Raw genomic sequence first — 23,336 nt, 5'->3', positions numbered from 1 at the left:
GTTGTTGGGGGAACTGCGGGACCACGCATAGTGCGGTGCTGAGGGCCTCCATTCTCCGTGGCACGCAGGGCGGCTCGCCTCCATCCTGCCAACTCGAAACTGACCCACTACGGAATCCGGAGTTGGGCGGGTGCTCGGTTCACCTTCAAGCCGTTTCCAGCCGCTCTTCTTTCTCCTCGGGCGTTTTGGCTTCAATCGCCTCATGGATGTTCTCCTTCCCATTCGCTACGGCCGGCTCGGCCCCGATCGCGTAGGTCGGGCAGTGATGCACGAAGTCTCCATCAGCGGGTGACCAGTCCACCACAGGGATCCGCGGAACCGCCTTGCCGGTATCGTCCATTGCCATCACTTGCGGCGCCAGCGCAACGCACAGCGTGCACCCGATGCACTTCTCCCGGTTCACCGAGATGCGCATGGCCCGCCGCGGGAAGATGCCGCTCTCGGCCTCGAGGGTCTCGTCGAAGTGCTTGAGCGCCTCCATCGCCGCCTTGTACCCGGCTTCGATCAACTCATCGGTCTGCGTGAAGCTGAACCAGTCGATGTGCGAGACGCGCGGCCTGACGAGGATCATCGGTGGACCCGCCCATCGCTCCAACGGAGACAACTGCAGGGCGTGCATCATCGTCGTCGCGGCTCGCATGTAGATAGCCGTGAATCCGTTCCGGGCGATGTCGCGCTGCGTGACGAGCGAGCTGCTGCCGGTATCCACAGCGATCACCGCGTCCATTCCCTGAGACGCTACCCCGACCGGAAGGTTGTCAATCACACCGCCGTCCACGCAGGTCCGGTCTCCCACCGTGCCCGGCGGATAGAACCCCGGCAGCGCGCACGACGCGTAAACGGCATCGAGCACGCTCACGTCCCGCAGCCCGGGAACTCCCCACACGACGGGTGATCCGCGCTGGAGATCCACGGTATTCACGAGCAGAGTTGTGTCCAGCTCGTCGAATTGCGCATCACGCACTATCGATGCGCACACATCGCGCAGCGGACCACCCTGGTAGATGGATGGTGCGTGTGCTCTCTCGAGAAGCATCCCCAGCCGGTCAAAGCGGAACAGATCCCGTCGCCGCAGTGCCTTGGCGTGGTCGGTCATGTCATCTATGGACATGCCGCCTGCCTGAGCCGCGCAGATCAGCGATCCGATGCTGGTTCCCGCGAGTACCGCGGGCACGATTCCCTTCTCCTCGAGCGCGGCCAGCACGCCAATGTGCGCGAACCCCTTGAGACCACCGCCGCCAAGTACGAGGGCGATCTTTCGCGGGTGCGGCGCGGAGGCGCGGGACGGATAATCGAGACTGAGTGACGGCATGGATTCAGAAGAAGGTGCGACTCGCTATTATCTTACGATCCACCACCCAACCGCATAACATCGCCGACATGAAATCAGCCCGCCTCGTTCTCGTTGCCGCGCTCCTTGCGCCGCTTGCCTCACTCCACGCTCAGGCCGTACCACAGCTCCAGCGCATCACGCCGAATGAGATAGACGCGCACATCCAGTTCCTCGCGTCGGATCTCCTCGAGGGGCGCGCACCGGCGACCCGCGGCGACAAGCTTTCCACGGAATACATCGCCACACAGCTCAAGGCCTTCGGCGTCGAACCGGGAGTCACGGGCTCCTATTTCCAGGAAGTGCCGATTGACGTCGTGGGCGCGACGAACGGCTCCGTCAGCGTCACGGCAAGCGGAAAGGCCACCGCAACTCTCCGCTATCCCGAGGGCGTCGTCGTCTGGGCCGGCTCCGCCACGCCGACGAGTGTCGCGCGAGGAGAGCTGGTATTCATCGGATACGGTGCATTCGCCCCAGAGTACCGATGGGACGACTTCAAGGGAATGGATCTGAAGGGGAAGGTGCTTCTGGTGCTGGTAAATGACCCCCCGGCGCCCGCGAGCGAGCCCAATCTGTTCGGCGGCAAGGCGATGACTTACTACGGCCGCTGGACCTACAAGTTCGAGGAAGCGGAGCGCCGCGGCGCGGCCGGGATGCTCATCGTGCACACCACCGACCGCGCCGGATATCCGTGGCACACCGTCGTCGGCTCATGGGCGAAGGAGCAGCGCATGCTTCCCCGCGACCCGAAGCCGCCCGCACCGATCGGAGTGCGCGGCTGGATCACCGACAGCGCGGCCACGGCCCTCCTCGCTCAGGCGGGGCTCAGCATGCAGACACTGCGCAAGCAGGCCGAATCGCGCGACTTTCGTCCGGTCGCCACGGGCATAGACATGGACGCGCACTTCACCAACAAGGTCGAGCACCTCAAGTCCGCCAACGTCGTCGGAGTCGTGCGGGGCCGCGACCCGAAGCTCCGCGACGAGTACGTCGCCTACAGCGCACACTGGGATCACCACGGCATAGGTCCGGTCGTCAACGGCGACTCGATCTACAACGGCGCGAGCGACAATGCTTCAGGGGTCGCCGACGTCCTCGCCATCGCCCGGTCAGCCGCTGCGTCACCGAAACCCCGCCGGTCCCAGCTTTTTCTCTTCGTAACCGCCGAGGAGTCGGGGCTGCTGGGCTCGCAGTACTACGGGGAGAATCCGACCGTCCCCGCGGCGAGCATCATCGCCAACCTCAACGTCGACGGCGGCAACATCCTCGGTCGCGTGAAGGATCTGCACGTCCTGGGCGACACCAAGAGCTCGCTCGGGCCATCACTTGCACGCTTCGTTGCACAGTCGGGAATGCGACTCTCACCTGACGCGCATCCGGAAGCAGGCTACTTCTACCGCTCCGACCATTTCTCGCTCGCCAAGGTTGGAATCCCATCGGTCTCCATCGGGGAAGGCAACGACTTCGTCGGGCTACCGAAGGAGTGGGGCGCGAAGCAGCACGACGACTATACGGCCCACCGCTATCATCAGCCGTCCGACGAGTACCATGCCGGATGGGATCTCTCCGGCGCCGTCCAGCTCTCCGGGATCGTGCAGCGCTTCGGTTGGCAGCTCGCCAACGCGCCCGGCGTCCCAACGTGGAATGCCGACGCCGAGTTCAAGCCGCTGCGCGACAAGCAGCGGAAGTAGCGCGTGACCGACGGGCTGCTCGAGTACCGCGAAGAATTTCCGATACTCGAGAGGACCACATATCTCGTCTCCAACTCGCTCGGCCCCATGCCTCGATCGGTGCCGGGCAGGCTGGCGGAGTACGCGGCTGACTGGGGCGGGCTTGGCGTCAAGGCGTGGGCGCGCGGGTGGTGGGAGATGCCGGTGGATGTCGGCAACGAGATCGCGCCGCTGATGAATGCCGGCCCGGGCGAAGTCGTGATGATGCCCAACGTCACCATCGCCCAGTCCGCGGTCTGCTCGGCCATCGATTTCACCGCGCCACGAGACACGATCGTGATGACCGAGTTCGACTTTCCATCCGTTCGATACGCGTACGAGGAGCTGGCGAAGCGATTCGGCGCGAGGGTGGTGGTGGTGCGCTCCGACGACGGCATCTCGATAGACGAGGATCGCCTGCTCGCGGCGATAGACGAGCGCACCCGTCTCGTCGCGATCTCCCACGTGCTTTTCAAATCCGCGTTTATTAATGATGCGGACGCGATCTGTGCCCGCGCGCACAGCATGGGCGCGCTGGTGTCGCTGGATGCGTTCCACTCGGTCGGAATCATTCCCGTGGACGTGAGGCGAAGCGGCGTGGACTTCCTCACCGGCGGCGTGCTGAAGTGGCTGTGCGGCGGTCCCGGCGGCTGCTTTCTCTATGTATCGCCGGAGATCCGTGACACGCTGGCTCCCGCGCTCACGGGCTGGCAGGCGCATTCGCGCCCGTTCGCGTTCGAAGAGCGGATGGAGTACACGCCCGGACCATTCCGCTGGCTCAACGGCACGCCCGTGATCCCCGCGCTTTACGCCTCAGCGGAAGGTGTGAAGATCATCCGGCGCGCCGGAGTTGATGCCATCAGGGAGAAGAGCATCCGCCAGACATCGCGGCTCATCCAGCTGGCCGATGCGCGGGGCTATCGCGTCTTCGCCCATCGCGACCCGAAGAGGCGCGGTGGCACCGTCGCCGTTGACGTGCCGCACGGCTACGAGGTGACGCAGGTGCTCCTGTCCCGCGACATTCTCGTGGACTATCGCGTCGGAGCGGGCATCCGCGTCGCTCCGCATTTCTTCAACCGTGACGACGAGGTGGACACGCTCATGGAGGCGATAGACGACGCTCTCGAGACCGCTTCCTGGGAGCGCTTCACGGAGCGAACGGCCGTCGTGACGTGAAAGCGACGCAACGCGTCGAAAGAGAGGAACGAATTGCTCTCGTAGCCGCGTGTTCGGCGCAAAATCTGTGCAAAATCTGCCTTGAACAAAAGCGGTTTCGAATAGTACAATATGGCAACTCGATCAGTCGGAGGTTGTGACCGCCCATGACTACCCCGTTTCTGAGTTCCGAGGAGTACGATGAGAGAGCGCATCAGCTGTACAACGAAGGCCAGTACGATGACGCGTTGGACGTACTTCGTGAGGGGCTCGCGCTCTACCCTAATGCGGTGGAGCTGCACATCGGCGTCGGTTACGCCTATCACGCCCGCGAGGAATACGCGTGGGCGCGCAGGAGCTTCGAGGAAGCCCTGGTCCTCGACCCTGAGCACGAGGACGCGTTAGCCGGCTTCGGAGAAACCCTTCTCAGATTCGGGCAGCGGGCCGCGGCGCTGAAAAGCTTCCGCCGCACGCTCGAGCTCGGCTATGAGGACGACATCGAGCTGATGCTTCAGGTTGGCCGCGCACTTTTCCGCGAAGGACTGATCGAGGAGTCGCGCGAGTACTTCGAGACGGCGGCACGCCAGACGCCCGATTCCGCCGAAGCGGTGTCTTGCATCGGCTATGCGCAGCACCGGCTCGGCGAGGACGACTCGGCGATCGCCACGCTCAGGCGCGCGCTGAAAATAGATGAGGATCACGCCGAGGCCCGGATCTACCTCGGAAACATTTTTTACGACCGGGGAGACTACGAGGCGGCCCTGTACCATCTGGATCGCTCGACGCCGGATGATCACTGGGACGAGCTGGGCATCTGGAGACTCATCGAGTTGAAGAAGATGGTCTATCGTTTGCGTGACAGTGACCCGGAGCTCAAGCCATGGGAAGAACGCCTGGCCGAGCTTGCCGGCGAGCCGGACGACATTGACGAGATGCTGGCGGAGATCGAGGCCAAGGCGGCGGAAGCTGCCGAGGGCGAGGCCCGTGGCCAGCTGGAGTTGTTCGGAGCGCTGCTGAGTAATTTCGCCAGCGACAAATCGGCGGAGCCGCACGAGCACTGCATCACCATCGACGAGGACCACTCGTTCGAAGGAACCTGGGAGGAGATTCTGCTTAAGATGAGCGAGGCACGAGGCGTCGCGGGCGAGAGCTCGCTGAAGGAGTTCATGCAGACGGAGGCGCGCCGCGGCTATTCGCTCACGGGATATTCCATTCCCACGGCGGATGCGGAGAGCTTTATCCGCGGAAGCGCCAACGCCGGGCTTCTGCGGATAGTCAGATGAACGGCAACCAGCAGTCCGCGCTCGCCACTCTGAGGGCGGCCGAGCCGATAGTCGCGCGGCTCGATCGCTCTCGCGACGGAGAGGACCGCGCCGCCGATATCCTCGAGCTCTGGCAGGGAACCGAGAACGCGCTCCGCGCACTCATGGGCGGGTCTTCGCTGAGCGGTCAGGGACTCATCCGCGAGTTGCGCCAGCGCGAGATGATCTCACTCGGCCAGGCCTACGCGCTGCTCGAGTTTCTCGGCGCGCGCGACCGCGCCAATCGCACCACATACCGTGCCACCGACAATGACGTCGTCGTTGCACGTGAGGGATACAGGCAGCTCGAGGCCGGACTTGCCGCGCCTGCGGGCGACCAGGCCGCTGCCGCTGTCCCGCCGGTAGCGGCGCCGTCGCCGGCATCGGGACCCGATTATTCGCGTCCGGTGCCCCCGCGGCGTCCTCCGCCATCGTATTCTCCGCCACCGGCAAGCACGTCTCCGCCGGCGGGCGCTCCTCCGGCTTCACAGGAGCCGACGTACACCGACAGGCCGAGCCGCATTCCGGCGAACCTGTGGTTCATCATCGCGCTTGCCGTGCTGATCATGGCGGCGATCGGCGGGTATATGGTGTACACGCGCCGAGCCGATCCCGACAAGCAGATGAACGAAGCAGTCGCGGCGATGCAGTCGGGACGTCGCGAGGCAGCGCGGGGCGCTTTCGCGGAGATCGCGCGCGAGAACCCGAACATGGCGACTCCTCACGTCTTCCTGTCGCGACTGGCTCGCGAGGAAGGCGACCTCGGAACAGCGCGGCGTGAGCTGGAGACGGCGATCCGGCTCGAGCCGGCCAACGCCATCGCGCTGCGCGAGATGGGGCTGATACTGTTTTCCGCCGGCAACTACGAGCTGGCGCGGCGGTTCTTCGTGCGCGCGCTCAACGCGAATCCCGCCGACAAGGCATCGCAGGGATATCTCGGATGCGCGCTCGCTCGCCTCAACCGGTTCGACGAAGCGCAGCGGTTCATCATCCGGGCCGGCCCCGGGAGCTGGAGCTCCTGTCTCCCCAACCGCCCTCTGTGATCGAATTCAATTCCGCCACCAAGATCTACAGATCGCTCCTCGGCCGCTCGGTCACGGCAGTCGAGGAGTTTTCGTTGCAGGTGGCGGAAGGAGAAGTGCTCGGCATCGCCGGCCCGAACGGAGCGGGGAAGAGCACGCTCATATCGCTGCTGCTGGGCTATGTCGCGCCAACGCACGGATCGGTCACCATTGCCGGACTCTCGCCGCGCAAATACGTCGAGCGGAACGGCATCGGCTACCTGTCGGAGCTGATGACGATCAATCCCAACTGGACGGCGGAGGCGGCGCTCACGAGGTTCGCAACGCTCGCCGCGGTTCCGCCGGCTGACGTGAAGGCCCGCGTCAACGCGGTGATCGAGCAGCTCGGAATCGGCGAGCACCGGTCGAAGAAGGTAAAGGCGCTGTCGAAGGGAAACCTCCAGCGGGTCGGCCTGGCGCAGTCGCTTCTCCGCGACGAGACGGTTGTGGTTCTTGATGAGCCGACGCACGGTCTCGACCCTGTGTGGACCCAGAGGTTCCGCGGAATCGTCGAAGGCCTGAGACGTCCCGAGCGCACAATCATTATCGCGTCGCACAATCTCGACGAGCTGCAGCGGCTCGCCGACCGCGTGGCGATCATTGATCGGGGGCGGCTGCAGCGGTTGGTGCGCACCGGATACGATCAGACCGCGGAGACCGCGGGCACGTATCGAATCGCCGTGGTCAGCGGTGCCGACCGGATGAAGGAGATGTTTCCGACGGCCGTGGATCTCGGCGGCGGCGAGTTCGAGATACCGATCGCCAATGTCGCCGAGCTGAATGCGGCACTGGGTCGTGCGATCGGCGGGGGTGTTCTGGTCGCCAGCGTGGTACCGGCCCGGTCGGTGCTGGAGCAGCAGTTCAGGGAAGCGGTCGGAGAGACAAGCTGATGGGAAGCAATCTGCGGCGCTACGCGCTATGGCAATTCAGGGATTTCGTTCGCGACCGGGCGTTCGCGCTGCTGCTGATCGGGCTCGCGATCGGGTTCACGATTGTGGGACCGATTCGCGCCGTGGGCGGCGCCCTCGACGACGCGACGGCGGTGCGCGTGCTTGGAATCCTGCTGTCGCAGGTCTCGTACATCGCGTCGTTCGTGGCGCTCAACGGGATCGTGTCGAACGACAGGAAGATGGGATACTACCGCTTTCTCTTCTCGAAGCCGGTGAGCATCCCCGGGTATTATGCGCAGCAGTTCGTCGTGTTCTTCGTCGGCTTCATGGCGGTATGCGCCGTGCTCCTCGGCGTGTTCGCGATTTTTGCGCGTCCCGTGTCTCCTGTCGCGCCGCTTGTGTACTGCGCGCTGGTGTTCCTGTCGTTTGGCGGCATCGCATTCCTCATCTCGAGTCTTTTTCGCTACGACTGGCCGATTCTCGCGGCCGTGTTTCTCGGCTCCGCGATCTTCCAGTCCATGTGGCAGGCGCAGGAAGGATGGAGGAGAGTGGTGCTGAGCATTCTCCCCCCGCTGTACAAGCTGCAGGGCGCGCTGCCCGATCTTCTCGACCGCGGCACGGTGAACGCACAGGATGCCATCTGGCTGCTCGGATACAGCGCCGCGTGCTTCGCGGCCGGACTCTACGTACTTCGGCGCCGTCCTTTCGCCTGACGGGCGATTGCCATCAATAGAACATGACTTCGTTCATTGATCCATCCACCGTGCACCACGTGGTGCTTGCCAACGGTCTCACCGTACTCGTCCGCCGCGACACTTCCGCGCCGGTCGTCGCCATCGTGACGCACGTGAAGGCCGGCTACTTCGACGAGACCGATGAGGTCAACGGAATTGCGCATGTTCTCGAGCATATGTTCTTCAAGGGGACTGAGCGGCGCGGCGTCGGCGACATCGCCAAGGAGACGAAGGCGAGCGGCGGCTACCTCAACGCGCACACGATCTACGACGGCACCGTATATCACACCGTTCTGCCGTCGTCCAGCTTCGCGGCTGGTCTCGACATCCAGGCCGATGCGTACGCCAACTCGATCATAGATGCATCCGAACTCACCAGGGAGCTCGAGGTGATCATCCAGGAGGCGAAGCGCAAGGCGGACAATCCGCCGGCGCTTGCCGTCGAGACGTTGTACGAGCTGCTGCACGATGAGCATCGCATGCGCCGGTGGCGAATCGGTCACGAGGCGGGACTTCGGGCGCTGGATCGCGACGCGATGACACGCTTCTACCGTAATTTCTATCAGCCCTCGAATACGATCCTGTCAATCGTCGGCGACGTAGACGTTGACGAAGTGATGCGCCGCGTCGAGGAGCTGTACGCGCCGCTGTCCGACGGGTGCGCCGAGCGGAATCCCGGTCCTGCCGAGCCGCACCATGATGATTTCCGGTATCGCGAGCTGAATGGCGATATCTCGCAGTCGCAGGTTGTCCTCGGCTGGCGGACGCCGAACGCGATGCACGAGGACACGCCGGTGCTCGACGTTGCCGCTCACATCCTCGCCGCAGGGCGGGCATCGCGTCTTTACCGCGCGTTGCGCGAGCGGCAGCTGGCGTCGTCGGTGAGCGCCTACAACTACACGCCGACTGAGCTCGGCGTGTTCGTCGTGCAGGCGGAGACCCGTCCGGAGCGCGCTGTCGAAGCCGCGCGCGCGGCGTGGGACCAGGTGCGCGCTCTGCGTGAGGATCCGATCAGGCCGGCGGAGCTCGAGCGCGTCCGGCGCATCTTCGAGGCGCGGTGGATGCGGCGCTTCGAGTCCATGGAGGGTCAGGCTAACTATCTCGCCGAATGGGAAGCGTTCGGCGACTGGAAGCTTGGCGACGACTACTACGCGCGGTTCATGTCCGTTACGATCGAGCAGATTCACGACGTCGTGTCACGACATCTGAGTCCCGAGAGAGCCGGAGTCGTCATCTACCGTCCGGCTGTCTCGCCGTCCGTCGCGTCGGATGCGAGCGGAATCCTCTCTCTGCTGGACGCCGCCCGGCCGGAGCCGCTCGATCCTCTGCCACGGCGCGAGACTCTCTACGTGCCTGGCGATGCTTCCGCACCGCGACTGGAAAGCGTGGAAGCCGGTGTGTCGGTGTTCAGGACGGCCAACGGTATGCCGATCCTCGTTCGCCCCAAGCCGGGAGCCGCGATCGTGCATATCGGACTGCACGCCGTCGGAGGCGTCCGCGACGAGCCGCGCGAGCGCGCGGGCATGACGACACTCGCCATGCGCACAACGATCAAGGGAACGACCTCGAGAACCGCCGCTCAGATCGCCGAGGATTCCGAGATGCTCGGCGGGAGCATCGGGACGAGCGTGGGATCGGAGAGCTTCGGCTGGTCCATGTCCGTTCCCGTGCAACACCTCGAGGCGGCTGTCGGTCTGCTGGCCGACGTCGTCGAAAACGCAGTGATCCCGGAGGATGCGCTGGAGACCGAGCGGACGGTCACGCTCTCCGATCTCGCGGCGCTGCGCGACGACATGTTCCGTTTTCCGATCCGCCTTCTCATGCTGGGCGCGTACCAGGGGCATCCGTACTCGCTCTCGCCACTCGGCACCGAGGAATCACTGCGTGAGCTGAGTGTCGAAGATGTGCGGCAATGGTATCGCGGACGGCTTCTCTCGTCGCCGCTCGTAATCGGGATCGTCGGCGACGTGATTCCGGCCGATGCCGCCGCGGTCGTCGCGCGCGAACTCGATTCGTTGCGTCCGGGCGAGCCACGCACTCTTGAAGCACCTTCGTGGCCCGCAGACGGGAAGGTTGTCGTCGAGTCGCGGGAGAAGGCACAGACCGCACTGGCGCTCGCGTTTCCCGGTCCCCCCCGCGACGATGACCGGCGGTTCGCCGCTCAGCTCACGGCGACGATTGCGAGCGGGCTGGGCGGACGGTTTTTCGACGAGCTGCGCGACCGGCAATCGCTCGCGTACACGGTTCACGCATATACGAGCGAGCATCAGCTTGCAGGGATGTTTCTCGCGTACATCGCCACTTCGCCGGAGAAGGAGGAGGTCGCGCGGCAGGGCCTCCTGGCGGAATTCGCGAAGCTGTGTGAAACGCGGGTCTCCGACGAGGAGCTCGGGCGCGCGCAGCGCTACGCGATCGGATCGCACGCGATTCGCCAGGAGAGCGGCGCCGCGGTGCTCGGCGATCTGCTGGATGCGTGGACGCTCGGGTCGGGCCTGCGCGAGCTGACCGAGCATGACGGTCGCGTTCTGGCCGTGACTTCTGCCGGGATCCAGGAGCTGGCGCAGACTTTTTTCGATCCCGCACGCCGCGTCGAAGGGGTGGTTCGCGGCGTGGGAAAAATAGTCTAGCGCTACTGCGGCGCGACCGTCTCCCTCAATCCTCTTTCGGCGCGAAGTATCGCTGAAACCGAGGAGCGATAGCGGCCTCCCGCGGTGAGCAGCCCGCGAAGAACGTCGTAGTCGCCGGCTTCCGTCACCACGAGTCCCTTGATCGGCGTCTGCGTCGTCGCCCACGCCAGCACCCCCCAGAGTGCGAGTTCCTGGCTCTCCTCTCCATGCGCCGCGGGATAGCCGCCTGCCGAGAACACCCAGTGCGGCTTGGGCCGCGTGGGAAATGCGCGCATCCAGCGTTGCGCGACGCGCATGTGTGTCTCGAGCGACGTTGCGCCGTCGAAGCCCGGCATCATCGAGAAGCCGAGCACATCCACGGGAGAATTGCGCGCCGCCGCCCAGAAGTAGAGTGTGCTGTCGCGTGCGCCGTAGCTCGACGCCGACACGGCGACGCGGATGCGGCGATTCACGTAATGCGCGATCTTCGCCGCGCGGGTGACGTAGTCAATCCAGTACTCCGGCGGCTGCGTGCCGATCGCTCGCGATCCCTCTCCGTACGGTTCCACCGCCGGTATCAGAATGTCGGGCCGCAGCCGACGGGCGATTCGGTCCACGTCTGCGATCCGGTCGCGCGTGTATTGCTCCGGCGACTTGCGGAACTTCCGCGCCGCGTCCTTCGGGTATCCGAGTGCGATGATGATGAGCGTGCTGTCCGCGCGCTTGTCGTCCACCGTTCGCGCGATGGAGTCGAGCGCGGCGAGTCGCGCACCCTCGGGATCGATCACCATCGACACCGCGTCAACGTCGAGCGAATCGGCGAGCGCGATGTCAAGCTCGAGCGCGAGGGGAGGTGGCGGCCCGCGAAGATCCGGGAAGATCTTGAGCCCGATCTTGAAATCGCCGTCGGGATGCTCCTGCAGCTGCTCCCTGGCGTAGCGGAGATAGCTCTTGTTGGTCTCGAACGCGTTCGGCATCTCGATGAGTATCAGCCCGGCAAGCGCCGCTGCGGAGACTGCGATCCCGGCGCGCACGAGCCGGCTGAACCGCCACCGCGCAGGCAGCGACGGCGACATCAACGGGACAAGGATGTATGCCGGTCCCCATAGAGCGGGCGCACCGAAGAAGAGGCCGAGCGCGCTCGCCTGTGCCACCGAAAGCGCGAGACCGAAGTCCGGCGGAGTGAGGCCGCGCGCGATCGAGAATCTCGAAACCGCAACGATCGCGATGAGCAGGTTGTAGACGAATATCGGTACGCCGAAGAGCGGCGTGACGAGTCGCCGGCTGAGCGCGTACGTCGCCTGCAGCGCGAAGAGGACAGTGGTCACCGGCCACACCCATGCCACCGGCTGAATGGCGCGTCCGTAGAGAATGGACGCCGATGCGTAGGCGATGAGAAGCGCGGGGACGATCAGAAGCCCGGCGAAGGCGCTGATCGCCGCGAAAATGCGCGGAGCGCGGCGCAGCTGCGACACGCGGCCGGCGACCAGCACGTCCCACATCACCATGATCGCCGCTGCTGCGATATACAGCGCGGGAAGCAGCGGGTACTGGCTCAGGGCTCCTGACACGACCGGAACCTAGAGTTCACTTGACATGCTGGCAAGCGTCGAACACGCCACCTAGCTTTGGCCGATGGAGCGCGGCAAGATCTTCACTCTTCCCAACAGCATCTCTCTTTCCCGCCTCCTTCTGGCGCTCGCGTTCGTAATAATCGCTGGTCCGTGGCAGCGTGTGGTTCTCATCCTTTCAGCGGCCGCGACGGATTACCTCGACGGATGGATGGCCCGCCGGGGCAACAGCTCGACGGTCGCCGGCGCGCTGATTGACCCCTTTGCTGACCGTGTTTTCGTTCTCGCCGCGGTGTCGTCATATCTGGTCGAAGGGAGCATCACCACCGGCCAGTATTTCATCTTCCTCTCGCGAGACATCGCCACCGCTGTCGGCTTCATAGTGGCACGATTCATTCCGGGACTCACGGCCTCGGCATTTCAGGCCCGGCTGCTGGGCAAGACGGTGACGACGTTCCAGCTCGCGCTGCTTCTGGCGGTGCTGCTGGCGCCGCGGATAGTGCAGCCGCTTGTGCTGCTCATTGGTGCGCTGTCAGCCGTGTCCATCGTGGACTATACGGTAGCGTTGGAGCGAGCGCGACGTGCCGCGAAAGCCGCCCGGTAACCGTCTGTGGCTGGCCGCCGCGCTGGCCATGCCAATCGTGGCGAACGCCCAGGGCAGCAATGCCCACCGCATGGATGTGGAGGCCCGCGTAGACGCGATCGTCGCGTCAGTGAGCGCGCTCCAGGCCGGTGCCGGCTTCACGACCCCGGTCGGGACGTACCTGCGATCGGGAATGGTTACCGGCGTGGGAGCCGGTCGTGACGGGCTGAGCGGAAGAATTGATTTCATCAACCGATTCCACCTGGATCCGTTCCGCGAGCACCGATGGGCTCCATACGGGGGAGGCGGATTGAGCGCGCGATTTGACGAGAGCAGGCTGGGGCGCGTCTATCTGCTCGTGTTCGCGGGCGTGGACGGACCGGTACACCACGGCTTCACGACATCGGTCGAGGCTGGCCTCGGAGGTGGCGGGCGGATCGGTGTGATAATCCGCCGGGCGGCTGCGGAGCGGCGGCGTTGACGCGCGCTCCGCACGTGCTGCCGCCGGAGAACTAGACTGCCGCTTTGACCTTGGCGGGCTGCGAGAACCGCTCGCCGAGTACTCTCAGCTCACCGATCTGGCGGGGGCTGAGCTCGTGGTAGCGCTCCGCAAGGTAGTTCATCGTGCCGTCGAACCACTCCTTCTGGTCGTCGGGAATAGACCCGATGACGCCACACTTCATGATGTGCTGAAACATCTCGTCGCGCGCTTCCTCGAACGGAGTCGTGACCGGCGCGGCGCCTCTCGTGTATTTAGGCTTCTGCTTGTTCATTAATCCGGGTAAAAGATTTGACATTGATACCCGAAATCTAATCGAAAAGTGTCGTTTTTACAGTCTTTCAGGCAACTGCGCGGCGTCTCATGAATTCGAGCAGGAGCTCGTTCAGTTGCTCGGGATTCTCCTCGGGAATGAGGCGTCCAACTCCGGGAAACCGCACGAGCCGCCCGTCGGGCAACGCGTTGACGAGCCGGTCGGCGATTTTCGGGTCCACCCATGTGTCGCGCTCTCCCCAGAGAATCAGCGTCGGCACGTGAATGGTGCGGAGGTCTATCTCCTCCATGTCTTCATCGGTGATCGAGCTTGCGAGAGTCAGCAGATGGTTGACGCCGTCCTTGCCAACGAACGGTGCCAGATACCGCGCGACCAGCCGGGTTGGCATGTTAGTGTCGGGATCGGCGACGCTGCCCCGGAGAACGCCCTCGATCAGCGGCGCGGCTCCGAGTATTCCCCGCGTGGTGCGGAAGGCGAACTTCGCCGTGCTGCGCTGCATCTGGGTGATGTCCTTCGCGGGGATCTCGTCGAACGCGGGTGTGTTGATCAGCACGAGCTTCTCGACCCGCTCGGGGCGTGTGGCGGCAAGTCGGAGGGCCACGTCTCCTCCGATGTCCACTCCGACGACGATGCCGCGCGCGACGCGCAGCACCGTCATCGCCGCGTCCAGGTATTCCGCCTGGGCAGCGATGCCGAAATCGGCGTCCGGCGAACGGTCCGATTCGCCGTGCCCGAACAGGTCTATGGCGTACGCAGTATGACCGGCATAGGTGATCGCAGGCGCGACGTTGCGCCAGAGAAAACTGGAGGTGCCGAAGCCGTGTATCAGAATGACGGCGGTGCCACCGTGACCGAATCTTTCGACGTGCATCGCGCCCGGGCCGACTGGTACGCGAAGAACATCAGCTTGCATAACGGGTACTCTCCCCTAGCTTTTCAGCCTCGGTCACGCGTCTTCACGACGCTTGGAAACACTCTAACACGGCTCGGTAATGGCTGACAACAAGAACAAGCGACGGAGCACCGTCCGCAACGCATCAACCCGGCCAACCGGGTTCTACTACGTCCTCGCCGCCATCGCGGTCATCGGCGCAAGCATACTGGGCTATACGCTGCTCCGCAAACCTGCCGGTGCAGTCGGCACTGAGGTCAAGGTGGACCTCGCCACCGTCGGCCCCGCGCAAGGCTACACCATGGGCAAGTCCGATGCCCCGGTGAAGATCGTCGAGTTCGCGGACTTCGAGTGCCCGGGATGCGGCCAGTTCGCCACCGTCACGGAGCCCGACGTCAGGAAGCGGATCATAGACACCGGGCTGGCCAGCCTGACTTTCTACGATTTCCCCCTCCCGCAGCACAAGAACAGCCAGGGCGCGCACAACGCCGCTGCCTGCGCCAACGATCAGGGGAAGTTCTGGGAGATGCACGACCGCATCTTCATGGCCCAGGATCAGTGGAACACGGAGGCGACCGACAATCCGAAGCCGTTCTTCGAGAAGTACGCGTCCGACATCGGCCTCGACACGAACGTCTGGGAGAGCTGCTACGATTCGCGCAAGTATCAGGGCCGCATCATGGCGAACCAGGCGGAAGGTGAGCGCCGCAGGGTGGACACGACGCCGACGTTTATCATCGCCGACAAGATGTACCCTGGCGCGCTGCCCTACGACGCCCTCAAGGCAATCGTGGACTCGGCAACGCAGAAGTGACGAAGCGGATGGTCGTGGCGGCGCTCTCGCTCGCCGGGATCTTCGTCGCGCTCTATCTGCTTCTGTACAAGCTGGGCATGGTCGGCGCGCTCACGTGCAGCATCGGCTCGTGCGAAACGGTGAACACCAGCAGGTGGGCGACATTCTTTGGCATCCCGGTCGCCGGCTGGGGAGTCGCGTTCTACGGCGGGATGTTCGTGCTGGCCGTCGCGAGCACTGGGGAACGCTACGCCGAGTCGGTGTCCGTGTCGCTGGCGCTCGTCACCGCAGCCGGCACCGGAGTCCTCTTCTCGGCGTGGCTGACGTACCTCGAGCTGTTCGTGATCCACGCGATCTGTCAGTGGTGCGTCATGTCGGCGATCATCGTGACCAGCATCTTCCTGGTGTGTGTCGCTGATTACCGGGACACGAGGCGTGGGTCGGATCCCGGGGATACCTGAGCGGGACTGAGTGCTTGCTCGATTGAACCACGTTCCACCGCAATTTTTCTTGTAACGGAAACGAGATACTACACGCGAAAGCGAACAACCATTGCATTAGTGCATTGACGCTCTTCGGCAGGAGTTCTATGTTGGCCGGGCGACATCGTCTGATTGCCTTCTGAAGCCGCATTGGCCGCATCCGCTCGAACTGCCGTTGTCGCCGGCGATACGGCAACGGTTACTGCCCGCGCCTTCGGGCCCAATGGCGCACGCGTATCGAACGTGCGATTCACCTTTGGTGCGTCGAATAACTCTGTCTCGGTCATTCAAACGAGTGATTCCACCGCCAAGCTGGCTACCTCCGGGTCGGGAAGCGTATCCATTACCGCTCTCGGCGAGGGAGTGACTGGCACGGGAGCGCTTCTCGTCCTTCCGCGTGTATTCCTGAATGGGAACTCGTTGCTCAACGGCATCGAAGCAGGGGATGACGCCGGATGTGGCCTGATCAGTCTCGGTCAGGGCTTCTGCTGGGGTATTAATAACCACGGCCAACTCGGGGCTAGAGCCGACTCGACTTGCTTCCCGGAAAACCAGACGACCACAATCTCAGGTGATTCGGTCGTTTCCGCAGCGACACCGTGTAGCCTGTTGCCTATACGGATTTCCCGCGACATCGATTTCGCCACGATCGCGAGCGGAGATTCCACCGGGTGCGCCATCAGCATTGCGGGTCGTGCGTATTGCTGGGGAATGAATTCGTTCGGACAGATCGGCAACGGACAGACCGGCGATCGTGCGCAGCCGACTCTCGTAACCTCAGCTCTGACGTTCAACTCGATAACCGTTGGCGGCGCGCACACATGCGCTCTCACAACTGCTGGAGCAGCCTATTGTTGGGGTGCTGACTCTTTCGGACAACTCGGCGATGCACGCGTCGTGCACAGTACTACGCCGATCCCCGTCTCCGGAGGCGAAGCCATCGCAACGTTCGCCAGCATCAGCGCGGTGGGCACGGACGGCAACGCATACTGCTGGGGCTCAAACGTCTTCGGTGGCCTTGGCAATACACTGCAGGCGGCCTTCCGCGGATTCCCCCAGCGAGTCGCGACGCCCAAGTAGGACCCGCTGCCCGCTGCCCGCTGCCCGCTGCTCACAGCAACGGGTAACAGGTAACAGGTAACGGGTTACGCTCTCTTGATGCTCCTCTGCCTGGCAGCGGCGTCGTCGAGGCGGAGGCGCGGCTTCACATCCTCGTCCTCCTGACCGTCTTCGCGGGCACGGCGGCGGAACGGGACCAGATCCCGGCCCAGGCTCACCAGAGCCCGCGTTGCGACGGTGCTGGCGAGCGGCTCGGGGATCCCCATGACCCGGATATAGGTGTCGATCGCCCGATCGAATGAGAGATCTTCGGCCAGGGTGTCCACGAACATCAGGGCATTGTCCACATGAGCGCGGATGACGGTCTCCTCGGCACGCGCCTGCGACAGTCGAAGACGCCGCTCCGCGTTGGGGTTCAGCTTTCTGCCGAAAATCGATTCAGGAAACAAACCACCTAGCATGTGACCGTCCCGGGTATCTGAGTTCTACAGCCGAAATCTAAGGCAGGGTTCATACCATGGTCAGGCGACGCCCGTCGGGAGCATCCGCGCCGATCCCCCGGGCACCCAGCCACGTAGTTCCCCCTAAGTCTTTTCCCGCCTTTTCTGTGTCATCTGTGCGCCATCTGTGATTACGCTTTCAAAGGAGCTGCGTTTGCTCCACTATGGGCACCGATCTTCCGACGCTACCCCTCTTCGCTCTCGTACTGGTCTTTGAGGCTGGCCACCACGTTCGGGTCCGCCAGCGTGGTGGTGTCCCCCAGCGTCCTCCCCTCGGCGATATCCCTCAACAGCCGCCGCATGATCTTCCCCGAGCGGGTTTTCGGGAGATCGGCGCTGAATATGATGTCGTCCGGCCTCGCCAGAGCCCCTATTTTGTCCGCCACGAACTGCCTGAGCTCGTCGCGCAGCGCAGGGTTCGCCTTCCGACCTTCGCGGAGGGTGACGAACGCGGCGATCGCCTGACCCTTAAGCTCGTGAGTCCGGCCGACCACGGCGGCTTCCGCTACCGACGGATGCTCGACCAGAGCGGACTCGACTTCCATCGTCCCGATCCGGTGACCGGCAACGTTCAGCACGTCGTCCACCCGACCCAGGATCCAGAAGTAGCCCTCCTCGTCGCGCTTCGCCCCGTCACCCGGGAAATAAAGATCCGGGCGGCCGGGCCACTTGGTGTAGTAGGTCTCGACATACCGCGCGTCGTCGCCCCAGATGGTCCGGAGCATGGACGGCCACGGGTGGGTGAGTGCGAGCAGACCACCGCCCACGGGAATCGGCTCCGCCTTCGCGTCCATCAGATCGGCGGAAAAGCCTGGTAACGCCATTGTGGCGCTACCCGGCTTGGTCGCCGTAACGCCCGGAAGCGGGGAGATCACGATGCAGCCCGTCTCCGTCTGCCACCATGTGTCAACGATCGGACACCGGTTGCCCCCGATATGCTCGCGATACCACATCCATGCCTCGGGATTGATCGGCTCACCGACCGTGCCAAGTAGTCGCAGTCTCGACAGGTCATGAGCGGCGGGATACTCATCACCCCATTTCATGAACGCGCGAATCGCCGTCGGCGCGGTGTAGAGAATCGTTACGCCGTGCCGCTCGCAGATTTCCCAGAACCGGTCCCTCTCGGGCCAGTCCGGCGCACCTTCGTACATCACGCACGTAGCGCCATTGGCCAGAGGGCCATATACGAGATACGAATGCCCGGTCACCCAGCCCACATCGGCCGTGCACCAGAAGACGTCATCCTCTTTCAGGTCGAAAACAATCCGCATCGTTGTGGTCACGCCGGTGAGGTATCCACCGGTCGTGTGCACGATTCCCTTCGGCTTGCCTGTCGTACCCGATGTATAGAGGATGTACAACACATCTTCGGCATCCATCACTTCCGGCTCGCATCGAATTGACGCGGTCTTCATCAGTCGGTGCCACCAGTGGTCCCGACCCTCCTGCATGTCGGCGAAGGCCTCGTCGCCTGAGCTGCCCGGACGGCGCTGCACGACGATCACGTCGGTGATGGACGGCGTCTCCTCGAGCGCCTTGTCGGAGTTGCGCTTGAGCGGAATCACCTGGCCGCGGCGATAACCGCCGTCGGCCGTGATGAGCACCTTCGCCTGCGCGTCATTGATGCGGTCGCTCAGGGATTCGGGAGAGAACCCGCCGAACACGACGGAGTGGACTGCGCCGATGCGCGCGCACGCCAGCATCGAGATCGCCGCCTCGGGTATCATGGGCAGGTAAATCGCGACGCGGTCGCCCTTCTTCACTCCCAGTCGGCGGAGCACGTTGGCGAACTTGTTGACCTCGCAATAGAGGTCCCAGTACGTGAGTGTTCGCCTGTCGCCGGGCTCACCTTCCCAGACCAGCGCTGCCTTGTTGCGGCGCGCCCCACGGATGTGCCGGTCAATGCAGTTCACCGCGACATTGATCTTCCCTCCGGTAAACCACTCCGCGTGCGGCGGCTTCCAGTCGAGGACCTTGTTCCACGGTTCGATCCATTCCAGCTCGGCGGCCATTCTCGCCCAGAAGGCCTCGAGGTCCCGGGCCGCCTCGTCGTAAAGATCGGGCGATGAGACCAGCGCCGCGGCGCGGAACTCGTCGCCCGGCGGGAACTTGCGGTGTTCCTGGAGAAGAACGTCGATGTTTGTCATGTTGCCGGAGAGTGTGCGTGTTTCGCGAACATTATCCCGTTTTGCACGGGACGCGCCAGAGTGTCACCTTTCGGACACATGCAAACCGCAACCGGCACAGTCGTCGCCACTGAGAACCTGACCAGGTCTTTCGGGACGCGCCGGGCCGTGGATGGCGTGACGCTCTCCGTCGGATCTGGCGATGCCGAATTGCTGCTTCCGATGCTCGCGCTGCCCTTCTTCGTTCCCATCGTCATCCCCGCCGCGCAGGCAACAGCGAAGCTGATGAGCGGGCGCCCGGTTGGAGATGCCGTCGCATGGCTTAAATTGCTGGTGGCATTCGACATTGTCTTCGTCGTCGCGTGCGCTCTGGCCTATCCATTCACTCTCGAGGAATGAAACCGACTCCTCTGACCGTCGCGGCGATCGTGGCGGTCGTCGTTACGTATATTCGCGCCATTTTCTTCACGCCTCTCGAGGCGATCCAGGGCCCCGCCCAGAAGATTCTCTACATCCATGCCCCTGCCGCATGGGTTGCCTTCATGGCGTTCGGACTCGTCGCCCTCGCGAGCGCGCTCTATCTATGGCTTGGCGAGGAGCGGCTCGACCGAATCGCCGAAGCGTCGGCCGAGGTGGGCGTCGTCTATACGACGGTCGTTCTCACGACCGGGCCACTTTGGGGCAAGCCGGCCTGGGGCGCCTACTGGATTTGGGACGCGCGGCTCACGCTGACGCTGTTCCTGTGGTTCATCTATGTCGCCTGTCTGGTGCTTCGCGGCGCGCTCGACGACAGGGAAGTTCGCGCCCGCTACAGCGCGGTCCTCGGAATTCTCGGTGCGCTGCTCATACCGTTCATTTATCTGAGCGTCTACCTCTTCAGAACGCTGCATCCGCGGCCGATCCTGATAAAGCTGAGCGCGCCGTCACTTCCGGGCGAGATGCTGACGACGCTGCTGCTGGCGTTCGCCGCATTCACGCTGCTGTACGTGGCGTTGCTGCGGGCGCGCTACCGCTACGCCGTCGAGCGCGACGACGCGCATCCTCCGGAGTCGTACGTTGCCTGACAATTCGCGCTTTTTCTGTCTCGCGTACGCAGTGGCGGCCGCGATCTACCTCGGATATGCGTTGCTTCTGACTGCCAGGCGCAAGCGCGTCAGGGCTCAGCGGCGCGGCGGTGGCTCGGTGGAATGATGGAGACAGTGGTGCCGTGCGAGATCGCCGCGTGGTGTGAGTGGACCGGCGTGGATCGGGAGACCATTCGGGGCGGTGACGACCGGAGGTACGCGTGAGCGACAAGCAGGGCATCGTGTTTCTCGTCGGTGCGGGACCGGGTGATCCCGGTCTCATCACCGTGCGCGGCCGCAAGCTGATCGAAAGCGCCGACGCGATCGTGTACGATGCTCTCGCCAATCGCGAGCTGCTGCCGGCCGACGCGCGGGAGACGGGACATCCCGAGCTCTTCAATGTCGGGAAACGGGGCGGCGACAGCCGATCCGTCACGCAGGACGAGATCAACGACCTGCTCGTGCGCCTCGCTCGCGACGGAAAGCGCGTGGTGCGCCTGAAAGACGGCGACCCGTTCGTGTTCGGGCGAGGGAGCGAAGAGGCGCAGGCCCTCAACGATGCCTCGGTCGCCTTCGAGGTGGTGCCGGGTGTCACCGCGGGAATCGCGGCCGCCGCATACGCCGGCATTCCCGTCACGCACCGCGGGCTCAGCACGTCGGTCACGTTCGTCACCGGACATGAGGATCCGGCGAAACCCACGACACAGACCAACTGGAATGCGCTGGCGAAGGCTGGCGGAACGATCGTGCTGTACATGGGAGTGAAAACACTGCCCGCGATCGCCGCCGCACTGATCGAGGGCGGCATGTCTCCGGATATTCCGGCCGCCGCCGTGCAGTGGGGCACGCATCCGAAGCAACGCACCGTCACCGCGACGCTGGCGACACTGGCGGACAAGGCGACCGCCGCGGGTGTGCGCGCTCCGGTCATCACGGTCATCGGCTGGACCGTGTTATTGCGCGATGAGATCAACTGGTTCGAGAACCGGCCTCTGTTCGGCCGCCGCATCGTCGTTACACGTGCTGCTCAGCAGGCATCGGCACTCAGCGACAAGCTCGCGGAGCTCGGCGCCGATGTCCTCGAAATGCCCGCGACGCGGATCGCGCGCCTCGACCTGTCGCCGCTCAGGGAAGAGATGACGCGCCTCGCCGACTATCAGTGGCTCATTTTCACCAGCCAGAATGCAGTGTCGATTTTCTGGGAACAGCTGCTTGGCGGCGGACGTGACGCGCGCTCGCTGGCGGGGCTGAGGATTGCCGCCGTCGGTCCGGCGACAGCGGGAGCGCTGCTCGAGCACGGCATCGCTGTGAATGTCATCCCCGAGCGTTTCGTCGCCGAAGGATTGCTCGAGAAGCTCGCCGAGCGCGACGACATTGCCGGCGCGCGCGTTCTCTGCGTGACGGCGGAAGGCGCACGCGAGATCCTTCCCGACGGGCTCACCGAAATGGGCGCCGAGGTGAAACTCATCGCCGCCTATCGCTCGATTCAGGATGGAGCCGGCGCGGCGCGGCTCAAGCGTGCTCTGGAGGGCGGCACGGTCAGCGCCGCCACATTTACGTCTGCGTCGTCCGTGCGCGCATACGTTGACGCAGTCGGCGAGGAGCTCGCGCTCAAGGCGCCCGCGGCTTCCATTGGACCGCGGACGACCGAGGCGATCGAGGCGGCGGGGATCGAGCTCCTCTGTGAAGCCACGGAGTCCACCACCGACGGACTCGTCGCCGCCGTGGAGCGCGCGCTGAAATGAGTGACCGCGTCGTCCGCATCGCGACACGATCGTCGGAGCTGGCGCTGCGCCAGGCGCGGATGGTGGAATCCCTGCTCGGGACGCGCGGGGTCGCGTGCGAGATCGTCACGTTCAAGACCACTGGCGACAAGCACCTCGACGAGCCGCTGAGCGAGATCGGCGCCAAGGGGCTGTTCACGCACGAGCTCGAAGTCGCGCTGGAGAAGAAGAAGGTGGACTGCTGCGTCCATTCGCTGAAGGACCTTCCCACCGAGCTGCCCGACGGGCTCGTGCTCGGTGCGATCCTCGAGCGCGAAGATCCACGCGATGTGCTGGTGGTGAATCCGGTGACGCAGGCGGACGATCTCGCCTCACTTCCGGCCGGCTCGCGCGTCGGCACTTCGAGTCTCAGACGGAGAGCGCAGCTCATGGCGATCCGTCCCGACCTCGAGGTAGTGGAGCTGCGTGGCAACGTTGCTACCCGATTGAAGAAGGTGGACACCGGCCAGGTGCATGCCGCGATTCTCGCCGCGGCGGGACTCATCCGGCTCGACGCTCGCCAGCGGATCACTCAGTTCCTCGAGCCACCGGAGTGGCTGCCGGCGGCAGGGCAGGGCGCAATCGCAGTCGAGATTCACGGAGACGACGATGAGATGCGGGAGATCCTGTCGCACGTCGATCACCGTCCGACGCAGATCGCGACACGGGCGGAGCGGGCGTTTCTCGCTGCGCTTGAGGGCGGATGCCAGGTTCCGATCGGAGCGCTCGCCACGCCGGACAGCGCCGGCAACTGGACACTGCATGGTTTCGTAAGCGATGTGCGCGGACGCGATGCCGTCCGCGGATCCACTATTGTGGACATAGATTCGCCCGAGAACGCAGGTCGCGCCCTCGCCGCGGACTTGCGCACGCGCGGCGCATCGAGCTTGTTGCTGGAGCTGCGCAATTCCGGGCAGCTCAATCCGCCGCAACCCGAGTAA

Annotated in this window: 23 protein-coding genes; 17 read left to right on the top strand and 6 right to left on the bottom strand. The window is 64.3% G+C overall.

The window, feature by feature from the left end:
* Positions 1-145: 145 nt before the first annotated feature.
* A complete protein-coding gene (locus tag Q7S20_12245; GenBank protein MDO8502604.1) occupies positions 146-1,312 on the bottom strand; it encodes a patatin-like phospholipase family protein in 1,167 nt (388 codons plus the stop codon).
* Here Q7S20_12245 and Q7S20_12240 point away from each other — a divergent pair.
* The 7 genes from Q7S20_12240 (at position 1,303) to Q7S20_12210 (ending at position 10,807) form a co-directional block, all read left to right on the top strand.
* Positions 1,303-3,021, top strand: a complete 1,719-nt coding sequence (locus tag Q7S20_12240; protein MDO8502603.1) for a M28 family peptidase — start codon at positions 1,303-1,305, stop codon at positions 3,019-3,021. The genes Q7S20_12245 and Q7S20_12240 overlap by 10 nt on opposite strands.
* Positions 3,022-3,024: 3 nt before the next feature.
* On the top strand, positions 3,025-4,215 hold the full coding sequence (locus Q7S20_12235; protein MDO8502602.1) for an aminotransferase class V-fold PLP-dependent enzyme: 1,191 nt from the start codon (positions 3,025-3,027) through the stop codon (positions 4,213-4,215).
* Positions 4,216-4,361: 146 nt separating this feature from the next.
* Positions 4,362-5,477, top strand: coding sequence for a tetratricopeptide repeat protein (locus tag Q7S20_12230; protein ID MDO8502601.1), 1,116 nt, complete (start codon positions 4,362-4,364; stop codon positions 5,475-5,477).
* On the top strand, positions 5,474-6,538 hold the full coding sequence (locus tag Q7S20_12225; protein ID MDO8502600.1) for a hypothetical protein: 1,065 nt from the start codon (positions 5,474-5,476) through the stop codon (positions 6,536-6,538). The genes Q7S20_12230 and Q7S20_12225 overlap by 4 nt, the downstream gene beginning before the upstream one ends.
* Entirely contained in the window at positions 6,535-7,446 is a 912-nt protein-coding gene (locus tag Q7S20_12220; GenBank protein ID MDO8502599.1) for an ABC transporter ATP-binding protein, read from the top strand. The genes Q7S20_12225 and Q7S20_12220 overlap by 4 nt, the downstream gene beginning before the upstream one ends.
* Entirely contained in the window at positions 7,446-8,159 is a 714-nt protein-coding gene (locus Q7S20_12215) for a hypothetical protein (GenBank protein ID MDO8502598.1), read from the top strand. The genes Q7S20_12220 and Q7S20_12215 overlap by 1 nt, the downstream gene beginning before the upstream one ends.
* A 23-nt stretch (positions 8,160-8,182) precedes the next feature.
* Complete coding sequence (locus tag Q7S20_12210) at positions 8,183-10,807, top strand: pitrilysin family protein (protein ID MDO8502597.1); 2,625 nt, start codon at positions 8,183-8,185, stop codon at positions 10,805-10,807.
* A 2-nt stretch (positions 10,808-10,809) separates the two neighbouring features.
* Here Q7S20_12210 and Q7S20_12205 read toward each other — a convergent pair whose 3' ends face one another.
* Positions 10,810-12,357, bottom strand: coding sequence for a hypothetical protein (locus tag Q7S20_12205; GenBank protein MDO8502596.1), 1,548 nt, complete (start codon positions 12,355-12,357; stop codon positions 10,810-10,812).
* A 64-nt stretch (positions 12,358-12,421) separates the two neighbouring features.
* Here Q7S20_12205 and Q7S20_12200 point away from each other — a divergent pair, with 64 nt between their 5' ends.
* Entirely contained in the window at positions 12,422-12,961 is a 540-nt protein-coding gene (locus tag Q7S20_12200) for a CDP-alcohol phosphatidyltransferase family protein (GenBank protein ID MDO8502595.1), read from the top strand.
* Entirely contained in the window at positions 12,939-13,421 is a 483-nt protein-coding gene (locus tag Q7S20_12195) for a hypothetical protein (GenBank protein MDO8502594.1), read from the top strand. The genes Q7S20_12200 and Q7S20_12195 overlap by 23 nt, the downstream gene beginning before the upstream one ends.
* Before the next feature lie 31 nt (positions 13,422-13,452).
* Here Q7S20_12195 and Q7S20_12190 read toward each other — a convergent pair whose 3' ends face one another.
* Together Q7S20_12190 and Q7S20_12185 are read right to left on the bottom strand one after the other, a co-directional pair.
* Positions 13,453-13,713: a hypothetical protein gene (locus tag Q7S20_12190; GenBank protein MDO8502593.1), complete on the bottom strand. Its 261-nt coding sequence runs from the start codon at positions 13,711-13,713 to the stop codon at positions 13,453-13,455.
* A gap of 67 nt (positions 13,714-13,780) precedes the next feature.
* Positions 13,781-14,626, bottom strand: a complete 846-nt coding sequence (locus Q7S20_12185; GenBank protein MDO8502592.1) for an alpha/beta hydrolase — start codon at positions 14,624-14,626, stop codon at positions 13,781-13,783.
* A gap of 79 nt (positions 14,627-14,705) precedes the next feature.
* Here Q7S20_12185 and Q7S20_12180 point away from each other — a divergent pair, with 79 nt between their 5' ends.
* The 3 genes from Q7S20_12180 (at position 14,706) to Q7S20_12170 (ending at position 16,960) form a co-directional block, all read left to right on the top strand.
* Entirely contained in the window at positions 14,706-15,419 is a 714-nt protein-coding gene (locus Q7S20_12180; protein ID MDO8502591.1) for a thioredoxin domain-containing protein, read from the top strand.
* Positions 15,416-15,859 (top strand): vitamin K epoxide reductase family protein, encoded by a 444-nt coding sequence (locus Q7S20_12175; protein ID MDO8502590.1) that lies wholly within the window; start codon positions 15,416-15,418, stop codon positions 15,857-15,859. The genes Q7S20_12180 and Q7S20_12175 overlap by 4 nt, the downstream gene beginning before the upstream one ends.
* Before the next feature lie 171 nt (positions 15,860-16,030).
* Positions 16,031-16,960, top strand: coding sequence for a hypothetical protein (locus tag Q7S20_12170; protein ID MDO8502589.1), 930 nt, complete (start codon positions 16,031-16,033; stop codon positions 16,958-16,960).
* A 65-nt stretch (positions 16,961-17,025) separates the two neighbouring features.
* On the opposite strand, the gene Q7S20_12165 is transcribed toward Q7S20_12170, so the two are convergent.
* Both Q7S20_12165 and acs read right to left on the bottom strand, forming a co-directional pair.
* Positions 17,026-17,388 (bottom strand): hypothetical protein, encoded by a 363-nt coding sequence (locus Q7S20_12165; protein MDO8502588.1) that lies wholly within the window; start codon positions 17,386-17,388, stop codon positions 17,026-17,028.
* A 236-nt stretch (positions 17,389-17,624) separates the two neighbouring features.
* Positions 17,625-19,589, bottom strand: coding sequence for an acetate--CoA ligase (gene acs / locus Q7S20_12160; GenBank protein ID MDO8502587.1), 1,965 nt, complete (start codon positions 19,587-19,589; stop codon positions 17,625-17,627).
* A gap of 78 nt (positions 19,590-19,667) precedes the next feature.
* Between acs and Q7S20_12155 the strand changes: the two genes are divergently transcribed.
* From Q7S20_12155 to hemC, 5 genes are all read left to right on the top strand, one after another.
* Positions 19,668-19,967 carry a heme exporter protein CcmB gene (locus Q7S20_12155; GenBank protein MDO8502586.1) on the top strand — a complete coding sequence of 100 codons (300 nt, stop codon included), beginning with the start codon at positions 19,668-19,670 and terminating at the stop codon, positions 19,965-19,967.
* The gene (ccsA, locus tag Q7S20_12150; protein MDO8502585.1) at positions 19,964-20,632 is read left to right on the top strand and encodes a cytochrome c biogenesis protein CcsA; all 669 of its coding nucleotides are present in this window, start codon (positions 19,964-19,966) and stop codon (positions 20,630-20,632) included. The genes Q7S20_12155 and ccsA overlap by 4 nt, the downstream gene beginning before the upstream one ends.
* Positions 20,625-20,759 (top strand): hypothetical protein, encoded by a 135-nt coding sequence (locus Q7S20_12145; GenBank protein ID MDO8502584.1) that lies wholly within the window; start codon positions 20,625-20,627, stop codon positions 20,757-20,759. The genes ccsA and Q7S20_12145 overlap by 8 nt, the downstream gene beginning before the upstream one ends.
* A gap of 94 nt (positions 20,760-20,853) precedes the next feature.
* On the top strand, positions 20,854-22,377 hold the full coding sequence (cobA, locus tag Q7S20_12140) for a uroporphyrinogen-III C-methyltransferase (protein ID MDO8502583.1): 1,524 nt from the start codon (positions 20,854-20,856) through the stop codon (positions 22,375-22,377).
* Positions 22,374-23,336, top strand: a complete 963-nt coding sequence (hemC, locus tag Q7S20_12135) for a hydroxymethylbilane synthase (protein ID MDO8502582.1) — start codon at positions 22,374-22,376, stop codon at positions 23,334-23,336. The genes cobA and hemC overlap by 4 nt, the downstream gene beginning before the upstream one ends.

The sequence above is a fragment of the Gemmatimonadaceae bacterium genome, assembly GCA_030647905.1.
GTDB lineage: Bacteria > Gemmatimonadota > Gemmatimonadetes > Gemmatimonadales > Gemmatimonadaceae > UBA4720.
The sequence above is the reverse complement of the archived record's forward strand: the minus strand, read 5'-3'. Positions and strand labels throughout refer to the sequence as shown.